Origin of the sequence: Streptomyces sp. NPDC101194, from assembly GCF_044767885.1 — a bacterium.
In the GTDB taxonomy this organism is placed as follows: Bacteria; Actinomycetota; Actinomycetes; order Streptomycetales; family Streptomycetaceae; genus Streptomyces.
In genome coordinates this window covers 1-18423 of sequence record NZ_JBIWOS010000016.1, presented here as the reverse complement: position 1 = coordinate 18423, position 18423 = coordinate 1, and the positions used below count along the sequence as shown (strand labels likewise).

The window sequence follows — 18423 nt, the reverse complement described above, 5'->3', positions numbered from 1 at the left end:
ACGTCGGCCTCACAGGGTCCGCAGCACCTCCAGCCGGACGGCCTGGGAAGCCTTGTCCAGATCGGCGCGGCACTGCTGCGCGCTCTCCGCCGCCACGGTGATCAGCGCGTACCGGCTGGACACATGACCGGCCGGGGGCAGTCTGAGTTCCTGGCCCGGCAGCGCGATCGCCACCGCCGAGTCCACCGAGCCGGGCAGCGCGCCCGGTTCGAGGCGCACCTCGCGCGCGATGCAGTCCGCCTCCGGGTACAGGAACCGCACGGCGGCAACCTGATGATGACGTATCGTCAGTTTCGGTCGGCGCCCACAGGCCACCTGCGCGGCGGTGCGTGCCGCGTCGACGCCGAGGGCGAGCCGTCCGATGTCGGGGATGCGGTCGCCGCCGATGCGGGCGTTGATCTCGACGACCTTCGGGCCGTCGGCGGTGAGCCGCAGCTCGGTATGGGTCCAGCCCGTGGTGAAGCCCACCGCGGTGTGTGCCGCCTGGACCGTCTCCAGCACCCGCGGGTCCGACAGGAGTGGGTCCCGGCCGTCGACGAGATGGCCGGTCTCCTCGAAGTACGGCGGGAATCCGCATTCCTTGCGGGCCACGAACGCCGGTAACATACGGCCCTCGTGCCAGACGGCGTCCACACTGATCTCGGGGCCGTCGAGGTACTCCTCCACCAGAACGTCGCCGGGCGCCACCTCCACCGCTCCCGGCGCGGTGGCCGCCCGGGCGAGCCGGAAGGCACGGGCCAGCGCATCCGCCGACTCGACCTTCACCACTCCGGTGCTGGCGTTCAGCGCACGCGGTTTGAGTACCAGCGGATAGCCCACCCGCGCGGCTGCGGCGCGCGCCTGCGGCAGCGACGTCACCAGGACCGACCCGGCCTGCGGCACCCCGGCGCGGGCCAGGGCCTCCCGAGTGGCCCGCTTGTCCCGGCAGCACAGGGCCGCCTCAGGTCCCGCGCCCGGCAGCCCGAGCGCCTCCGCCAGCCGGGCGGTCTGCACGACCCGAGTGTCGTCCCAGGTCAGCACGCCCTCGCAGGAGAGCGCTCGGGCTGCTTCGCGCAACGCCGTGACATCCGCGGTGTCCACCACGGTGTGCCCGCGCAGAAACGGTGCCTCCCAGGTCGGCGCTCGGTCGGCGAGCAGGTGGACGTCGTACTCCTCGGCAACGGAACGGAGCAGGTATCCGCGGTAGGCCTGCGATCCGGCACCGATCAGCAGCAGGGTCACGCGCGTGCCTCCGTCGCTTGCAGGACCGCGCTGAGGGCAGTCACCGTGCGGTGCAGATACAGCTGGGGCAGCGGGAACGTGGGCAGGCCCTGCTCCCGCATCGCCGCCAGCAGGCGCACGCCGAGCAGGGAGTTGCCGCCGAGCGCGAAGAAGTCGTCGTCCGGGCCGACCCGGAAGCCGAAGAGCTTCTCCCATACTGCGCGCAGACGTGAGGGCAGGTCGTCACCGACGGTCTCGGGAGCACCGGCAGCGTCGTCCGCGAGCGGCAGGGGCAGCCGGGCGGTGTCCACCTTGCCGTTGGGGGTCAGCGGCAGTGCCGACAGCTCGGTGAGCGTGGACGGCACCATGTGGTCGGGCAGGAAGCGGGCCGCGTGCCGACGTACCTCCTGGAGGTCACCGGTGGCGGTGCCGTCGGCGCGGAACACGACATAGCCGTCCAGCCGGGCCCCTGCCGTGTCCCCGTCGGCGCCCTCGCGGAGCACCACGGCCGCCGCATCGACGGCCGGCGCGTCGAGCAACCGGGCTCGGATCTCGTCCAGTTCGATACGGAAGCCGCGCAGCTTCACCTGGTTGTCGAGCCGGCCGAGATGTTCCAGCCGGCCGTCGGGCAGCAGTCGCCCGCGGTCGCCGCTGCGGTACATCGGTTCCGGTGCGTGCGGGTCGGGCAGGAAGCGCTGCCCGGTCAGCTCCGGACGGTTGAGGTACCGTCCGGCCACGCCCTGGCCCCCGACGTAGATCTCGCCCGGCACACCGGGCGGCAGCTCTCGGCCCTCGGGATCGAGGACGTACACATGCCAGCCGGGCAGGGGGCGGCCCACGGACCGGCAGCTGGTGAGCGCCTCGCGCCGGGTGACGGTCTGCGCGGTGACGTGCACGGTGGTCTCGGTGATGCCGAACATATTGACGAGGCGGCACTCCTGCTCCGGGTGGCGGTCCAGCCAGAACCTGAGGGGACGGGTGTCCAGGGGTTCGCCGCCGAAGACCACGAGGCGCACCGAGCCGGAGATCCGCTCCTCCCGGTCCACCTGCGTCAACTGCGCGAAGGCACTCGGCGTCTGGCTGAGCACGGTGACCCGCTCGTCGGCGAGCAGCGCGGCGAACTGCCGGGGGTCCCGCGAGGCCCAGTACGGTACGACGACCAGCCGGCCGCCTGTCATGAGGCAGCCCCAGATCTCCCACACCGAGAAGTCAAACGCGCTGGAGTGGAAGAGCGTCCACACGTCATCGGTGCCAAGCCCGAAGTCGTCCTTGGTGGCGGCGAGCAGCGCGGCGACGTTGCGGTGCGCTACTCCGACACCCTTGGGACGGCCGGTGGAACCCGAGGTGTAGATGACGTAGGCCGGGGCATCGGCAGACGGCGGCGCCGCCGCGTCGTCCGCCTGCTGCGTCGAGGCGAGGGCCGAGGGCGGCACGAGCCGGACGTCCTCGCCGCGCGGAAACTCCCCGGACTCGGTCACCACCAGGCGCAGTTCAGCGTCCTGGGTGGTGTAGGCAAGTCGTTCCTGCGGATAGGCGGGGTCCATCGGGACGTAGGTGGCGCCCGCCTTGAGCACGGCAAGCAGCACAACCACCAGATCGAGTGAGCGCTCCAGGCAGACGCCGACCCGGTCGCCGGCCCGCACGCCCAGGTTCCGCAGTCCGGCGGCGTATCCGGCGGACTCCTGATCGAGCTGCCGGTAGGTCAGAGCCCGGTCCTCGAAGGTGACGGCGGGTGCGTCCGGGCGTCGCCGCGCCCAGCCGCTCACGGTCTGCTCGATCCGGTCGTCGGACACGTGGACCGTGCGCCCAAGGCCTCCCAGCCGGGCCAGAGCCTGGCGTTGGGAGTCGTCGAGCAGAGCGAGGCCGGCCAGCGGGGTGCCGGGATCGGCCGCCACCAAGGAGCGGTGGGCGGTGGCCAGCATGCCGGTGAGCCAGCGCACCGCGTCGTCGTCGAAGGCGGAGCGCCGGTAGCGGCAGGTCCCGGCGAGGACCGTGGAGCCGTCGTCGGCGAAGTGCACCGACAGGTGGTGCAGGGGGGTGAGGAAAGGGCGGACGTCGATGGTCTCCGCCTTCACTCCCTCGCCGGTGAGTGCCTCGGGCGCGTCGGTGGTGAACAGGCCGACCACGGGGGCGGCGCCGGGTGCCGGGCCCGCCTGACGTACACGTTCCAGGTACTGCGCGACGGTCAGCGACCCGTCGGCGGTGAAGGTGAGGGCGTGTTCCGCGTCCACCCCGATCCACACCTCGTCGCGCCCGGTGCAGCGGGCCAGCACCAGGCCCAGCGCGGCCCGCAGGGTGAGTTCAGCGGGCAGGCCGCCGCCTGCGGGCACCGTGAAGGTGTGACGGCCGGTGCTCGGGTCACCGTCCGTGCCGAGCCCCCATGCGGGTGCCTCCGTGCGGTCGAGCGCGTTCACCGCCTCGCGCAGCCGCTCGCCGTGCTCCGTCGGCACCGGGGCTGGCGCGTCCGCGTCGCCGAGGACCGCCTGGACGAGGTGGTAGGGGTCGGCCAGGACCGCGCGGTGGGCGACCACGACCAGGTCGGCCACCGCGTCCGTGTAGCGCAGCAGCACGGCTCGCAGGCCGGGGCCGACGTGTGGGTCCACGGAGCGAGACAGTTCGCGTTCCCGGTGTAGGGCGGCGGCCTCGCTGTCGGCGTCGCCCACCACGTCCTGCACCCACAGGCGGGCGCCGCCCGCGGCGTGTGCGAGCGCGCGGCCGAGCTGTTGCGGGTCGGCCCCGGTGTGCACGCGGAGCGCGACGGCCTGGCACAGCCGGTCCGTGTCGGTCTTCCTCATCGCTCTTCCTCCCTCGTCACCGGCTGGTGAATCCGCCGTCGACCGTCACGGTCGTACCGGTCACCTGGCGTGCGTCGTCCGAGCCGAGCCATACGGCCGCCCCCGCGACGTCCTCCGGCTCGATCAGCCGGTTCATGGGCTGGGCCGCCACGAAGGTCTCTTCGTGTTCCTCGACCGGCACCTCCAGGGACCGGGCGATCTCGGTCAGCATGGTTCCCTCGGCCGCGTCGTCGTCGCGGACCGAGCCGGGGCACAGGGCGTTGACCCGCACCCCGAAGGGCGCGAGGTCCAGGGCAGCCGCCTTGGTCAGCCCGACGAGGGCGTGCTTCGCCGTGACATAGCCGGCGAAATGGCGGTATCCGACCAGTCCGGCCGTGGAGGCGACGTTGATGACGCTGCCCGAGCGGCGGCCGGTCATGGCGGCGCCCACGGACCGGATCATGCGCCAGGCACCCGAGACGTCGATGTCGAGCATCAGGTCCCATTCGTCGGGCGCGATGTCGTGCACCGTCTTGCCCGAAGGGGCGGCGATCCCGGCGTTGTTGAGCAGCACATCGATCCGGCCGAACCGGTCCAGGGCGCTGTCGGTCACCCTCCGCACGGCGTCCAGGTCGCGGACGTCCGCCTCCGCGCTGATGACCGTGATCCCCTGGCCCTGCTCCCGGCACAGCCGAGCCGTGTGGGCCAACTGGCTGGGCGTGCCCAGCGGGTAGGGCACCCCGTCCAGGTCGTGGCCGATGTCGGTGAGGAGCAGGTCGGCCCCGGCTCGGGCGTAGGCCAGCGCGCACGCCCGGCCGATGCCGCGGGCCGCGCCTGTGACGATCGCCGCCTTGCCCGCGAGGGGGCTGGCGGAGAGCACCGGGGTCATCGGCCCTCCCCCGGCGTCGCGAGTTCGGCGTCCAGGAGCCGGACCAGGTCGGCGGGTGAGTCCACCAGGTACATGTGTCCGCCAGGCAGTTCGACCTGCCGGCAGCCGGCCGTGGTGGAGGTTTCCCATTCAGCGGCCTCCTCGCGGGAGACCAGTTCGTCGCTCGCGCCCCGCACGGAGACCACCGGTACCGTCAGCGGCTTGTCCGAGGGCGCCCGGTAGTTCTCGTGCATCTCGACGTCGGCCCGCAACGGCGGCAGCAGCATCTCCCGGAGATCCGGGTGCTCGAGCGCGGGGTGGGAGTAGCCGGCGAAGTCGCGGATCTGGCGCAGGAACTCCTCGTCGCTCAGGCCGGTGGCGCGGGTCTCCCGCTGCGTCCACGGGCCGGGGGAACCGCTGACGAACAGCTTGACCACCTCGGGCCGGCCGAGCGCGCTGATGCGGTGCGCCATCTCGTAGGCGAGGACGGCGCCGAGACTGTGCCCGAAGAGGGCCACGGCCGGGCTGCCAGCCACCTGGTCCAGCACGGACGGCAGCAGGTCGTCCACCGCCGCGACGACGTCGGTGTACGGCTCCTCGCCGAATCGCTCCTCCCGGCCCGGCAGTTGGACGGGCGTGATGAGGACCGTGTCACTGCCGTACTCCTGGCAGCGGCGGAACGCGGATGCACCGGCACCCGCGAAGGGGAAGCACAGCACGGGAATCTGCATGTCAGTTCTCCTGCTCGGCGGCGGACGCCCAGGCCCGTCGGATGAGTTCTCCGGTGCCGGCGGGGTTCCCGCGCACGAAGTAGTGGCCGCCCGATGCCAGCCGGTGGAAGTCGACGTGGTCGGCGACGCGCTCCCAGCAGCGGAACTCCTCGGCCGCGTGGGTCAGTCCCTTGTCGTCGTCGGCGACGACGACGGTGACCGGGGTCTCGATCCGCCAGTCGGGCCCGTTGTCGGTCAGGCCGATGAAGTAGCGGTAGCCTCCGCACACGTCGTGCCGGAAAAGATCTCCGGTGAAGGACGCGTATCGCGGATCGAGGCCGTCCAGTTCGCTGTAGCCGGTCTCCTCGACCATATAGCGGATGATCTCGTCGTCGGTCCAGCTCTCGATCATCTCGGCGGACTCGCGCATCTCGGCGGCGGTCGGTAGCAGTTTGGAGCCGATGAAGACGTGCCGCAGGTCGAAGCCGCGCTCCTCCAGCAGCCGGGCCAGCTCGACGGTCACCGCCGCGCCACCGCAGTGGCCCCACAGGATCAGGGGCAGGTCGGCCCGCCGTTCGATTTCCGCCACCGTCCGCTCTACCGTCTCGATGACATCGGTGAACTCTCCGGGACGGCTGGGGTTGTGCCCGGGCGGTTCGAGGCCGTAGACGACCAGTTCGCCGGTCAGCTCGCCGATGGCGTCGGCGAGGAGTTTGAAGTTGACGGGGTGACCGCAGGGGTACGGCACGCAGATCACCGCCGCGCGGGCTCCTTCGGCGGTGGCCGACAGCAGGTGCAGCAGTTCCTCCTCGTCGTCCTGTGCGCGGGTGTCCACGAGCGCGGCCAGCTCGGCCAGCCGTGACACGCGGGTCATGTGGGAGAGGGTGACCAGGCCGTCCAGTTCCAGGACCACGCGCAGGGCGGAGAGCGAGTTGCCGCCCAGGGCGAAGAAGTCGGCGTCGGCCCCGATCTCCTCGTCCGGCACGCCGAGGACGGACGCCCAGGCCGTACGGATGCGGGCGAGGGTCGCCGCGGAGGCCGGGCCGGCGGCCGAAGCCGTCGCGCCGACCTCGGTACGGGGTCCGGCGACGGTGTGGCCCAGCAGTGCCGCGTCCTCCTCGGCGAGCAACTGCCGTGCCTCGTGCGGCGCGTCCGGCTCGCTCGTCATCCACTGCAGGACGCGGACGAAGTAGCCGCCGATCCGGTCGATCTGCTCCTCGTCGTAGAGGTGGGTGTGGTAGTGCAGGCAGAGTTCGACCTCGTCGGAGAAGAAGTTGCGGGAGAACTCCGTACGGAAGGGGAACTCGGTCTCCGAGTCAACGCGCATGCCCAGCAGGGAGAACTCGGGCAGCTGCCTGAGGTTCTTCAGCAGGTAGAAGTGCGTGAAGTTGAAGGTGGTCTCGAACAGCGTGCGCTGGGTGGCGAGGTCCTGCTTCATCTTCGCCATGGGGTAGCGGCGATGGGGCAGCAGGTCCAGCTCGGCACTGTAGACCCGGCGCACGAGGTCCGCCCAGCTGCCGCCCGCCAGGGCCACCTGGAAGGGGACGGTGTTCAGATGCAGGCCGAGCGTGGTCTCCGCGCCGGGCAGCTCGGGCCGGCCGCTGTGCTCGTACCCGGTCATCACCGCGTCCTGGCCCGAGACCAGTCCGAGGACCTTCATATGGGCGGCGAGCAGGACGTCCTTGAAGGGCACCGACAGGGCGTCGGCGGTGGCTTCGATGCGCTGGGCGAGGCCTTCGGGCAGCGGCACGTCACGCAGGACGACGGTGAAGTCGTCGGTGTGCCCGGCACCGGGCCTGGGGGGCACGGAGGCGGGCCGCGGGTCCTCCATCACCTGGCGCCAGAAGTCCCGCGACTGTGCGGAACGCAGCGCCTCCTGCTCCAGGCCGACGAAGTTGCGCAGATGGTTGTCGACCGGCGGGCGGGAGCTCTCGCGGCCCTCACGGATCAGGTGGTACAGCTCGAACAGCTGGGTGTGCAGCAGCGAGATGGACCAGCCGTCCAGCGCCGAGTTGTGCTGGCTGACCGTGTACCGGTACTGCTCCTCGCCGAGCACCTGCACATGCAGGGTGACCAGGCCGCCCTCCTCCCACACGAACGCGCGGGACTTCTCGCGGGCCAGCCACCGCTCGTGCCAGGCCTCCTGCCCGTCCGCGTCGAGGTGGCGCAGGTCGTCGACGGTCAGCGGCGGCGGCACCTCGCGGTGCACGATCTGGAGGAACTCGCTGTAGCCGGTGAGGTGATAGGTGGTGCGCAGGATCGGGTGGCGGCCGGTCAGTCGCCGTGCGGCCTCGGTGAACGCGTCGGCGTCGAACGCACCGGTGATCGAGTAGCTCAGCACGTCGTGGTACTGGCCGAGACCGCCAGTGATCTCGGTCTGGAAGATCAAGCCCGCCTGGAGCATCGACAGCGGGTAGGCGTCCTCCGCGTCCTCGGGCATCAGGGCCCGGTCCGCCTCGGAGATCAGCTCGAACGGCTGGAAGGCGCCACGGGCCGCCACGTCCGCCACCACGGTCGCGGACGGGTCGCCGCCGTCGATGGACTCCACGAGCTGCGCGATGGTCTGGTGCCGGAAGAGCTGCTGGAAGGTGAAGTCCAGACCCTTGGCACGGGACTTGGCGAGCACGGACACGAAGTGGATCGAGTTGCCGCCCAACGCGAAGAAGTTGTCGCGCACGCCGACCCGCGGGACACCGAGGACCTCCCGCCAGATGCCGGCGAGGGTCTCCTCGCGCTCGTTACGCGGCGCCACATGGGCGCTCGCCTTCCTGCGCAGCGCTTCGGGGCTGCGCAGGAACGCACGGTCCAGTTTGCCGTTGGGCGTGAGCGGAAGCTCGTCCAGCACGAGGACGCGGCCCGGAACCATGTACTCCGGCAACTCCTGGCGGATGTGCTCCTTCAGCGCCGCCTCGCTCGCCTCGCCGTCCAGGACGACAAAGCCGCGCAGCGAGGTCTGCCATCCGTCGTCCACGGCGACGACCGCGGCGTCCCGCACCCGGTCGTGGGCACACAGCCGCTCCTCGATCTCGCCCGGCTCCACCCGGAATCCGCGCACCTTCACCTGGAGGTCGATCCGGCCCAGGTAGTCGATCGTGCCGTCGGGCAGCCGGCGGGCCCGGTCCCCGGTGCGGTACAGCCGCTCCTCGCCGGTCGCGGCCCGTACCGCCTCGCCGGTGACGAACTTCTCCGCGGTCAGCTCGGGCCGCCCGAGGTAGCCGCGTGCCACGCCGACGCCCGCCACATGGAGTTCGCCGGGGATGCCCACGGCGGCCTGTTGTCCCTCGGCGTCCAGCACATACAGCCGGATGTTGTCGATGGGCCGACCGATCGGCAGCCGGGCCAGGTCGCCGAGCCCGGCCACCGGCTGGTGGGTCACGTCCACCGTCGCCTCGGTGGGGCCGTAGAGGTTGACCAGCCGGGCGCCGGGGACGAGTTCGGCGAACTTCTCGCTCTGGACCGGATTCAGCGCCTCGCCGCTGGTGAAGACCTGCCGCAGGGTGCCGAGTCCGGTGCCGTCGCCGAACCGGGCGAGGTGTCCCAAGAACATGGTGAGCATCGAGGGCACGAAGTGCACGGTGGTGACCCGGTGCCGGTCGATCACGGCCAGCAGCTCCGCCGGGTCCTTCTCGGCGCCGGGGGCGGGCAGGGCGAGGGCGGCTCCGGTGAAGGACCACCAGAACAGCTCCCAGACGGAGACGTCGAAGGAGACGGAGGTCTTCTGGAGCAGGACGTCGCCGGGGCCTACGGGGTAGGCGCGCTGCATCCAGTGCAGCCGGTTGACGACACTGCGGTGTTCCACCTGGACACCCTTGGGGCGCCCCGTCGACCCGGAGGTGTAGATAACGTAGGCGAGGTCACCCGCGCCGGCCGGCGGTTCGACGGGGCCGGTGCCGCCCGCGTACGCCGCCTCGTCGTCCAGGTCGATCCTCGGGGTGTCGCCGGCGGCGCCGGTGAAGCGGGCCTGGTGCAGGACGAGGCGGGCGGAGCTGTCGGCGAGCAGGTAGTCGATGCGGGAGCGCGGGTAGGCGGGGTCGACCGGCAGATAGGCGGCACCCGCCTTCAGGACGGCGAGGATGCCCGTGATCAGCTCCGGCGAGCGCTCCGCGATCAGGGCGACGACGGCGTCCGGGCCGATCCCGCGCTCGCGCAGGGTGTGTGCCAACCGGTCCGAGCGGGCGTCGAGTTCGGCGAAGGTGACGGTCGTGTCGTCGGTCAGGAGGGCCGGCGCGTCGGGGGTGCGGGCCGCCTGGGCGGCGAACAGGCCGTGCAGGGTGGCGTCCTGGTCGAAGGGCTGCCGGGTGTCATTGCTCGCCTCGACGACGGCGTCGTCCTCGGCGGTACGCAGCTCGATCCGGTTCACCGGCAGGTCGGGCTCGGCCGTGGCACCCTCCAGCAGCAGCGCGTACTGGGCGCCGACGCACCGCATGGACGCCTCGGCGAAGCGGTGGCGGTCGTAATGGAGGCTCACCACCAGTTCGCCGTCCTCGCGTGCGGCAACGAACCGAGTGCCGCCGGGGGCGGTGTAACCGGGGTCGTGGAACCCTGCCAGCTCCAGCGCGGTCTCGAAGACGTCGGCACGCTCCAGTTCGGCGGCGAGGTCGGCCACCGCGAAGTCCTGGTGCCGCTCGGCCTCGCGTACGGCGGCGAAGACCTGGGTCAGCAGCTCGCGCAAGGTCCCGTCGGGCGTCACGCGCACCAGCAGCGGACCGCCCGCGAACTCGGGCGCGGCTCCCCGCGTCGGCTGGGCGACCGCCACCTCGTCCTGGCCGGTGTGGCGGCACAGCAGGGCGGCCAGCGCGCTGGTGAGGACGACATGGAGCATCTCGGGCTTGCCGCGGCTGATTCGGTCGAGCCGTTCGGTGAGGGCCGTACCGAGGCGGAGGGCGTGAGTGCCGGTCCGCGCCTCGATCTCGGTACGGCCGGCCCGCGGCCGGAAGTCGGCGAGGAAGCCGGAGGGCTCCGTGAGCGAGGCCAGCTGGGATCGCCAGTGGTCGGCCTGCGCGTGCGGTGCGGCGAGTGCTGGCTCGTGGTCGAGCGATTTCATGCAATGCCTCCTGCGCTGAAGCGGTGTGTGATCAGGCGTTAACATGGAGTGATCGACGAATCGCGAACGGCCGCCCGTGGCACGGTGGGGGTGACGGCGTCAGAGGGCCGGGCGCGCGCCCGGCGGGTCAGAGGTCGAAGGCGCGGCAGGCGCCCGGAGAGTCAGAAGTCGAAGTCGAAGTCGAAGTCGGGGCCGGCGTCCACAACCACCGGTGCGGGGGACGCGGGACGGCCGCGACACAGTGCGCCGAGTGCGGCCGACGGCTCGGCGGTGATCGCGTCGAGCAGGGCCGTGAAGTCCTCGCGCCAGCTCTCCACCGTGTCCCGGCAGAACAGTCCGGACGCATAGCCCCAGGCCACCCGCAGGGTGCCCGTGTCCTCGTGGATCTGCATGTTGAGGTCGAAGACGGCCTGCCCGGTCTGTTCCAGCCGCAGCGGCACCCGGACGCCCTGGAAGTCCATCGACAGATAGCGGCCGCTGTGCAGGGCGATGAGTGCGTCGAACAGCGGGGTACGGCTGTAGTCGCGTACGGGCGCCGCCAGGGCGACCACGTCGGCGAAGGGGAAGTCCTGGTGGGCGAAGGCCTCCTCGGCGGTGCGGGCGGTACGCCACAGATAGGTGTCGTAGGGCAGTGCGGGGTCCGCGTCACCGCGCAGGCAGACCGTCTGCGCGAACATGCCGACCGTCCGGTGCATTCCGGGGACCGTGCGGCCCGAGACGGGTGTGCCCATCGTGACATCGGCAGTGCCCTTGAGCCGGCCGAGCAGGATGCCGTACGCCGAGGCCAGCACTGCGAACAGGGTGACCTCCCGCTGTCTGGCCAGCTCCCTGAGGCGCGCCGTGCGCTCCGGGCCGAGGTCGAACACGACGGCGTCGCCCGCGAGCGTCCGCAGTGGGGGTCGGGGCAGGTCCGTGGGCAGATCGCTCCGGTCGGGCGGAGCGGCGAACAGCCGCCGCCAGTAGGGTTCCTGGGACTCCCGCAGGCCGTCTCCCGCGGGTCCGGCCAGCCAGACAGCGTAGTCGCGGTACTGGAGTGCGGGCGGCGCCGGTTCGTCGCCCGAGTACAGGGCCGCGAGGTCCTCCAGCAGCGGGGTCAGCGAGAAGCCGTCGACGACGATGTGGTGCAGGTCCAGGCGCAGGGTCACGGCGGTCCGGGTGCGGTGCACGTCCGCCCGCCACAGGGGCGCCCGACCCAGGTCGAAGGGCCGCACGAACCCGGCGAGTGGTCCTGGTTCCCCGTCGTACACCCGGACCTCCGGCTCGATGCCGGCGTCGATGTACTGCGTGACCTGACCGTCCTCCGCCACGGCGAACCGGGTGCGGAGCGCGTCGTGGCGGCGGCCCAGTCGGCGCAGGGCGTCGGCCAGCAGCAACGGGTCGGTTTCGGCGGGGAGTTCGAGGGTGAGCGGCACGTTGTAGTGCACCGCCCGCTCGTCCTTGAGCTGCTCGAAGTAGAGCTGGCGCTGTTGCGGAGTGACGGGGTAGGCCGCCCGCTCGGCCGCGGGCTCGATCGCCGGTGCGGTGGCGGCGCTCTCCCGCAGCAGCGCGGCGAGGCGGGCGAGCGTACCGGACCGCAGTACGGCGCTGACCGGGCACTCGCGTCCGAGCCGCTCGCGGGCGCCGGCGGCGATCAGGGTGGCGGTGAGGGAGTCGGCGCCGAGACCGCGAAGATCGCGGGCGACCCCGATGCCGGTGATGCCCAGGGCCCGTTCGGCGAGTTCCACCAGGGTCCGCTCGATGTCGTCCGCAGGCGGGACGAAGGAGGTGTCCGGCGGCAGGTGGCCGCCGTCCGGGTCGGGCAGACTCGCACGGTCGACCTTGCCGGTGTGGTTCAGCGGCAGCGCGTCGAGCGGGACGAGGTACGCGGGAATCATGTGCGGCGCGAGCGCCCGGTCCAGATGAGCTCGCAGGTCCTCCTGCGCGGGCGGCCGCGGCCCGGCGTAGTAGCCGCAGAGGTACTTGTCCCCCCGGCCCGGACGGGAGCGGGCGATCACGATCGCCTCCGCCACGTCGGGGTGGCCGAGCATGGCCTTCTCCACCTCGGCCGGTTCGATACGGAACCCGCGTATCTTCACCTGATGGTCGCGTCGGCCGAGGAACTCGACGACCCCGTCCGGGCGCCAGCGAGCCAGGTCACCGCTGCGGTACAGCCGTCCGCCGTCCGGGGAGAGCACGTCCTCGACGAAGCGCTCGGCGGTCAGCTCGGGCCGGCCCAGATAGCCGCGCGCGACACCGTCTCCGCCCAGGCACAACTCTCCGGGAACCCCGACGGGGCACAACCGCCCCCGGTCATCGAGGACATACGCGGTCGAGTGCGCGATCGGACGCCCGATCGGTATCCGCCCGAGGTCGTCGGGGCCTATCCGGTGCGTGAGCGAGAACGTGGTGTTCTCCGTCGGGCCGTAGCCGTTGACCAGGGTGACGCCGGGGCAGGCTGCCATGACCTTCTCGATGTGCACGGACGACAGGGCGTCACCGCCGACGAGGAGTTCGCGCAGCCCGCGGAACGCGGTGGGGTCCTGTTCCACGAGCTGGTTGAACAGCGGCGAGGTCAGCCACAGGGTGGTGACGTCGTGTGCGCTCAGCTCGCGCGCGAGGGCGCGGGCGTCGAGGATGACGTCGGAGTCCGCCAGGTGCACGCTGCCGCCGTTCAGCAGCGGGGCCCACAGCTCGAAGGTGCTGGCGTCGAAGGCGATGGAGCCGGTGGGCAGGACCCTGAGGTCCGGTCCGAAACGGACGTAGTCCGTGCCCTTGACGAGCCGCACCACATTGCGGTGGGTGACCTCGACGCCCTTGGGCTGCCCCGTGGTTCCGGAGGTGTAGCAGATGTACGCGAGGTCGGCCGCCGAACCCTGGTCCGTGCCGGGGGCCGGGGCCTCGGGGCCGGGGGCCGAGGGGTCGAGTACCGCACCGTCGAAGGCGAAGTCCACGGGCATGCCGGGCGACGCGACCAGGACCCGCACCGACGAGTCGGCGAGCAGCCACTCGGTGCGCCCGGCCGGGTGGCCGCTCTCCAGCGGCAGGTAGGCACAGCCCGCCTTGAGGATGCCCAGCACGCCGACGACGAGGTCCGCGGTGCGCCCGGTGCGCAGGCCCACCCGCTCCCCGTGGCGTGCCCCGACCGCCCGGATGGCGCGGGCCAGCCGGTCGGAGGCCGCGTCGAGGTCGCCGTAGGTCAGCTGCCCGGCGCGATCGGTGACGGCCGTCGCCTGCGGCGTGCGCCGGGCCTGTTCGCCGAACAGGGCTGGGATGGTGGCGGTGTCCGGGTACGGCCTGGCCGTGTTGTTGAACACACCGAGGATGAGCGCCCGTTCCTCGTCGCCAAGCAGGTCGGCCTCGTGCACCGGTGCCTGCGGGCACCGGCCGAGGAAGCCGGCGACGCGCAAGAGATGGCCGCCGAGACGCCGCGCGGTCGGCTCGTCGAAGACCGAGGTCCGGTACCCCAGGAGCAGGTCGGCTCCGTCGCGGGTCAGACCCAGTTCCTCGGTCCCTACCGGCACCGGATGGTCCGCGTAGCGTACGGCGGTCCCGGTGGGCCGCCCGCGCGGCATGGCGTGGGCGGTCCGGGCCAGCAGGGCGGCGACCGGTTCGTCCGGGTCGATGGCGAGGGTCAGGGACCCGGAGCCGCTCTCGCTCAGGTCGGCGTCGATCAGCAGCCGTCGCTGGCCGGTGTAGCGGTGCAGGAGTACGGCGAAGGCCGCCAGGTCGTGCGGTGTGGCCGCGTTCGGCAGGCGCAGCGAGGCGAATGGTGCTTCGGCGGCGTCACGGGTGCGTGGGTGGTCGGTGACGAGGAGGACGGCGTCGCCCGATGTGTCGGACCGGGGTTCAGGAACCGGCGGGGACGGGGTCGGCGTCCGGGTCGGTGTCCCGCTGCTCAAGCTGGTCATGGTCTGCTGTCACCCCCAGCCGGAAGGGGTGGTTGCGGAACAGGATCAGGGTGAGGGCGCCGGGCAGGACGGCGAGCGAGGCGACGACGAGGATGAGGGCGCTGTAGTGGTCGCCGCTCAGCAGGACGCCGCCGAGGGCGGAACCGGCGGGCAGCGCACCGGCCATGACGGTACGCATCAGTGTCATCGCCCGGCCGCGCATGACGTTGGGTACGCGGGTCATACGGACCACACCGCCGAGGACCGTCATGGGTGCGGACAGGATGCCGTTGAGCACCAGACCGATCAGGATGAACGGAAGCGCCTTGGGGACCAGGAGGAACAGCACGGCCCCGGACAGGAGTTGCAGGACGCCGATGCGGAGCATCTGCTTCTCGGAGGTCTTCGCGGCCCCGGAAACGAGGGAGCCGATCAGCTCGCCGACCGCCATCACGGCCAGCATCAGGCCGAGCACGCCGGGGCCGCCGTGGAACTCGTCCTTGGCCAGCCAGGGCAGCGCGACCACCAGGGCGCCCGCCGAGACGTTGAAGGCACCGAAGGAGAGGGTGAGCACCAGCAGGAAGCGGTCGCGGGTGACCAGCCTGAAGACCGGTCCCCAGCCGGGTTTGTCGGCGGGGGCGTCGCCGGTCGGCTCGGGGCGGGCGAGGGGCGCCTTGATCATGCTGATCAGCAGGGCGAAGGCGAAGTACGTGGCGGCATCGAGGAACAGGACGTTCTGCGCGCCGATCGCTGTGATCAGCACCGCGCCGAGAGCGGGTCCGACAACGTTGGCGGCACCCATCGCGGTGGCCTCCAGTCCGGAGGCGGCCTGGAGCTTGTCCTCGGGGACCAGTTCGGGCAGCACCGCCGGGGTGCCGGCCAGCGGGATGATCTTCAGCAGGCCGTAGACCAGCGCGACCGCGTACAGGTGCCAGACCTGCAGCGCGCCGGCCAGCTCCAGCAGCGGAACGAGCGCGACGACGAAACCGCGGAAGACCGAGTCGGAGATGAAAAGCATGCGCCGGGAGAACCGGTCGAGCAGTGGTCCGACGAACGCGCCTCCCACGATCACGGGGAGGGTGAGACATACGCCCAGCATGCCCAGACCGGCCGCGCCGGCCTTGTCGAGCGTGATCCAGGCGAGCGCGGCATAGGTGGCGCCGTCCCCCAGGAGATTTAGCACCAGGGCCGACCAGAGCAATCTGTAGTCCCTGAGGCGCAAAATGGCTAGATATGCTTTCACGAAACCGCACCCATCTGTTGGCCTGTAGGCAGAGAAGTGCACGGGCAGGCGTGCTGTACACGCCGATTACCCGTATGGCCGTGCAAGAAGAAGAAGCGCGGATGGACCACCACGCTGACATGACAAGCAGGCAGAGCGAATTCAGATACTCAATCCGACGCCGACAATAGGCTCGGCTGTTGATACGCAGGCACACAGGGCCCACGTTCGAATCCTCCGACAGGAATACTTGAGGCAGCCCCCCCGACCTGCTCTCACCGCCGTATGCGGAAACCCCCTTGCTTTCCGCCACATGTTCTAACAGTCCCGTGAAGTTCGAGTCAAGGATTAATTTTGGCGCGTTCTTGACCTTGCCCTTCCTTCGCATGACACTCAAATTCCCCTGATCGCACCGGGACGACACGGCCGGAACGACCGACAAAGGATGCCTTGTCCGGCATAGGGCGAGCGGGACGGGCGCCCCGCGCGTCCACCGCGGAGGGTCGGCCACCGCCACGTCCAACCGCACAAGGGCGGCACCTGGCCGAACGGCTCTCTGTCCACTGCTGCCGACGCGGCACCGGCACCGGTGGCCTTCCGCCGGGCAGCGGAGACCGCCGCTCAGCAGCGGAGACGGTTGCGTGTACGGAGAAGCCGTGGGGGAGTCATGGGGAAGTCAAGGCATTTCCCAAGGTATTCCTTCACAGTTTGCGTACAGGAGCGTGAACCGTTCCCGGTTTGGTAGGGACTCGATCATTAGAGAGGATCGAGCCATGGCACGTCCTTCCCCCTAACCGCTTGAGCTGCGCAAACGGGCGGTCCGCATGGTCGCCGAGGTGCGGCCGGAGTACGACACCGAGTGGGTCGCGATGAAGGCAGTCGCCCAGAAATTGGGCATCGGGACGACCGAGACGCTGCGCAAGTGGGTCCGCCAGGACCAGATCGACACGGGAAGCCGGCCGGGGACGACGACGGAGGAATCCGCGGCGCTGAAGGCGTTGAAGAAGGAGAACGCCGAGCTGAAGCGGGCGAACGAGATCCTGAAGGCGCCGGTGTCTTTCTTCGCGGCCGAGCTGTGCGCCACGAGGCGCGATGTTGATCGAGAGGTGGTGAAAGGCCACTTCCGTCGGGCCGTCGTAGCGGCCTGATTGAAGCTTGGGGGCAGCTTGATCCGGGGAACGCCGGTGAGGGTGGCAAGCGGCCCCGACGACGGCGGGACGTGCCGGAACTACCAGACGGTGCGGGTCCGTTCAGCGAGGACACGGCTCCGCATCGGCCCCCCCGCCCTGATCCGCCACGCCATGCCCACCCTCGTCAAACAGGGCAACCCAGCGGTGCTGGAACTGGTCGGCTTCCACGGCGACCGCACGGATCTCAAGGTGGAGGGCCCTCACCTTGAGCGAACCGGCATCCCCCTGGGCAGCACACTCGACTTCACCGCACGCATCACGAAAATCTCGAACAAGCCGGTCACCCTGGCCATCGACTACGTCATCCACCACAAGAAGGCCAACGGCCAGCCGACCTCCAAAGTCTTCAAACTCACCAAGCGCACCCTGCCCCCCGGCGAGACGACCGAACTGGGGCGCAGCCACTCCTTCCGCCCCATCAGCACGCGCCGCTACTGCCCGGGCGCCCATACGATCCAGCTCCAGGTCAACGGCCACCTCTACGACAAGGTGGCCTTCACGCTCACCCCCGCCGGATAATCCCCGCGCCCATCACGCAGGCCGGACCTGCGGATCTTCCCGGCGCCGGAGCCAAAGGACCGCCGAAGGCGCATCGGCCGATGATGGTGGCCTGCCCGAACCGGACCGAGGACGCTGCCCCGTCACTGCTACGCCGAGCCTCGTCCTCGTCGAGACGTGATGGATCGGCACGGCCGAACGCGCGTCGTGCGACCCAAGGCCGAAGTCCCGCCGCTTACGACCGTGGAGCCTCGGAACGCGTATCCGGCCTGCGAGTGCGACCAGTGCAAGGCCAAGAAGCCATGACTGCCCCAGTCCGCCCGCTTCCTGAACCCAGCGGGCTGACATGGGATTAGTCCGCCGGCCGCGCCTGCATCTGGTGCAAGAAGCAGCTCACCTCCGGCGCGGTCAGTGTCGGCATCATCCGCGACCGGCTCGGCGCCCACATTCTCGACACCGAGGTCTGGGCCGGGCCCTGTTGTATCAGTGCGCAGCCCAAGTGACTCCCGCAGCAGGTCCCCATAACCTGAAACGATCGCCAGCTCACCTCCGCTCGCGCGGAGGGCACACATCCTCGGCCTCCTCAGTGACGCAGAAGAGCGGCTCACCTTCGCTCGAACGGAGGTGAGTCGACGGTTCCGGCCTCATTGGTGGCTTGGCTTGTTCACGAGAATCGGTTCTGGCTCAACTTCTGTAGAGCTCGCTGGATCGGTGCCTGCCGCGGCGGCGGCTTCAGCCCCCAGATGTCGTCACAACGGGCTTCGAGCGGCAGGTATCAGATGCCCTCGTGGTGGGCTGTGCGGTTGCGGAACTTGTACAGCCGCCCGACTGGGATCTACCACCGTGTTCAGGGCACGCTTGCGAGCGTGAGGGAAAGCACCCGCCAGTTCCGGGCCAGCAGGAACGGCGGGCAGGCCCGAGCCCTCCTGGACGCGCATACGGCCGTGGGTGGGGTGCCGGGCACGGGCTGGGACCTACACGAATGGAGACACTCCGGCCTCACCCACCTCGGCGAGACCGGGGCCGGTCTGCCGATGCTGCCGGCGAAGTC

General features: G+C 70.8%; 8 protein-coding genes and 2 pseudogenes. 3 read left to right on the top strand and 7 right to left on the bottom strand.

The features are described 5' to 3' along the window. Positions 1–9: 9 nt before the first annotated feature. The 7 genes from ACIRP2_RS36530 to ACIRP2_RS36500 form a co-directional block, all read right to left on the bottom strand. Positions 10–1221 carry an acetyl-CoA carboxylase biotin carboxylase subunit family protein gene (locus ACIRP2_RS36530; RefSeq protein ID WP_404258090.1) on the bottom strand — a complete coding sequence of 404 codons (1212 nt, stop codon included), beginning with the start codon at positions 1219–1221 and terminating at the stop codon, positions 10–12. Beyond that, positions 1218–3995 (bottom strand): amino acid adenylation domain-containing protein, encoded by a 2778-nt coding sequence (locus ACIRP2_RS36525; RefSeq protein ID WP_404258089.1) that lies wholly within the window; start codon positions 3993–3995, stop codon positions 1218–1220. Before ACIRP2_RS36525 ends, ACIRP2_RS36530 begins: the two co-directional genes overlap by 4 nt. Before the next feature lie 16 nt (positions 3996–4011). Next, the gene (locus tag ACIRP2_RS36520; RefSeq protein WP_404258088.1) at positions 4012–4863 is read right to left on the bottom strand and encodes an SDR family oxidoreductase; all 852 of its coding nucleotides are present in this window, start codon (positions 4861–4863) and stop codon (positions 4012–4014) included. Then, positions 4860–5573, bottom strand: coding sequence for a thioesterase II family protein (locus ACIRP2_RS36515; RefSeq protein WP_404258087.1), 714 nt, complete (start codon positions 5571–5573; stop codon positions 4860–4862). Before ACIRP2_RS36515 ends, ACIRP2_RS36520 begins: the two co-directional genes overlap by 4 nt. A 1-nt stretch (position 5574) precedes the next feature. After that, positions 5575–10596: an amino acid adenylation domain-containing protein gene (locus ACIRP2_RS36510; RefSeq protein WP_404258086.1), complete on the bottom strand. Its 5022-nt coding sequence runs from the start codon at positions 10594–10596 to the stop codon at positions 5575–5577. Between the two features lie 161 nt (positions 10597–10757). Continuing rightward, positions 10758–14483 carry an amino acid adenylation domain-containing protein gene (locus tag ACIRP2_RS36505; protein ID WP_404258085.1) on the bottom strand — a complete coding sequence of 1242 codons (3726 nt, stop codon included), beginning with the start codon at positions 14481–14483 and terminating at the stop codon, positions 10758–10760. Beyond that, positions 14422–15705, bottom strand: a complete 1284-nt coding sequence (locus tag ACIRP2_RS36500) for an MFS transporter (protein ID WP_404258083.1) — start codon at positions 15703–15705, stop codon at positions 14422–14424. Before ACIRP2_RS36500 ends, ACIRP2_RS36505 begins: the two co-directional genes overlap by 62 nt. An 803-nt stretch (positions 15706–16508) precedes the next feature. On the opposite strand from ACIRP2_RS36500, the pseudogene ACIRP2_RS36495 reads away from it, so the two are divergent. The 3 genes and pseudogenes from ACIRP2_RS36495 to ACIRP2_RS36485 form a co-directional block, all read left to right on the top strand. After that, positions 16509–16759: pseudogene (locus ACIRP2_RS36495) on the top strand (transposase); the annotation flags it as partial. A gap of 226 nt (positions 16760–16985) precedes the next feature. Beyond that, positions 16986–17393: a hypothetical protein gene (locus ACIRP2_RS36490; protein WP_404258081.1), complete on the top strand. Its 408-nt coding sequence runs from the start codon at positions 16986–16988 to the stop codon at positions 17391–17393. 845 nt (positions 17394–18238) lie between these two features. After that, a pseudogene (locus ACIRP2_RS36485) lies at positions 18239–18423 on the top strand (hypothetical protein); the annotation flags it as partial.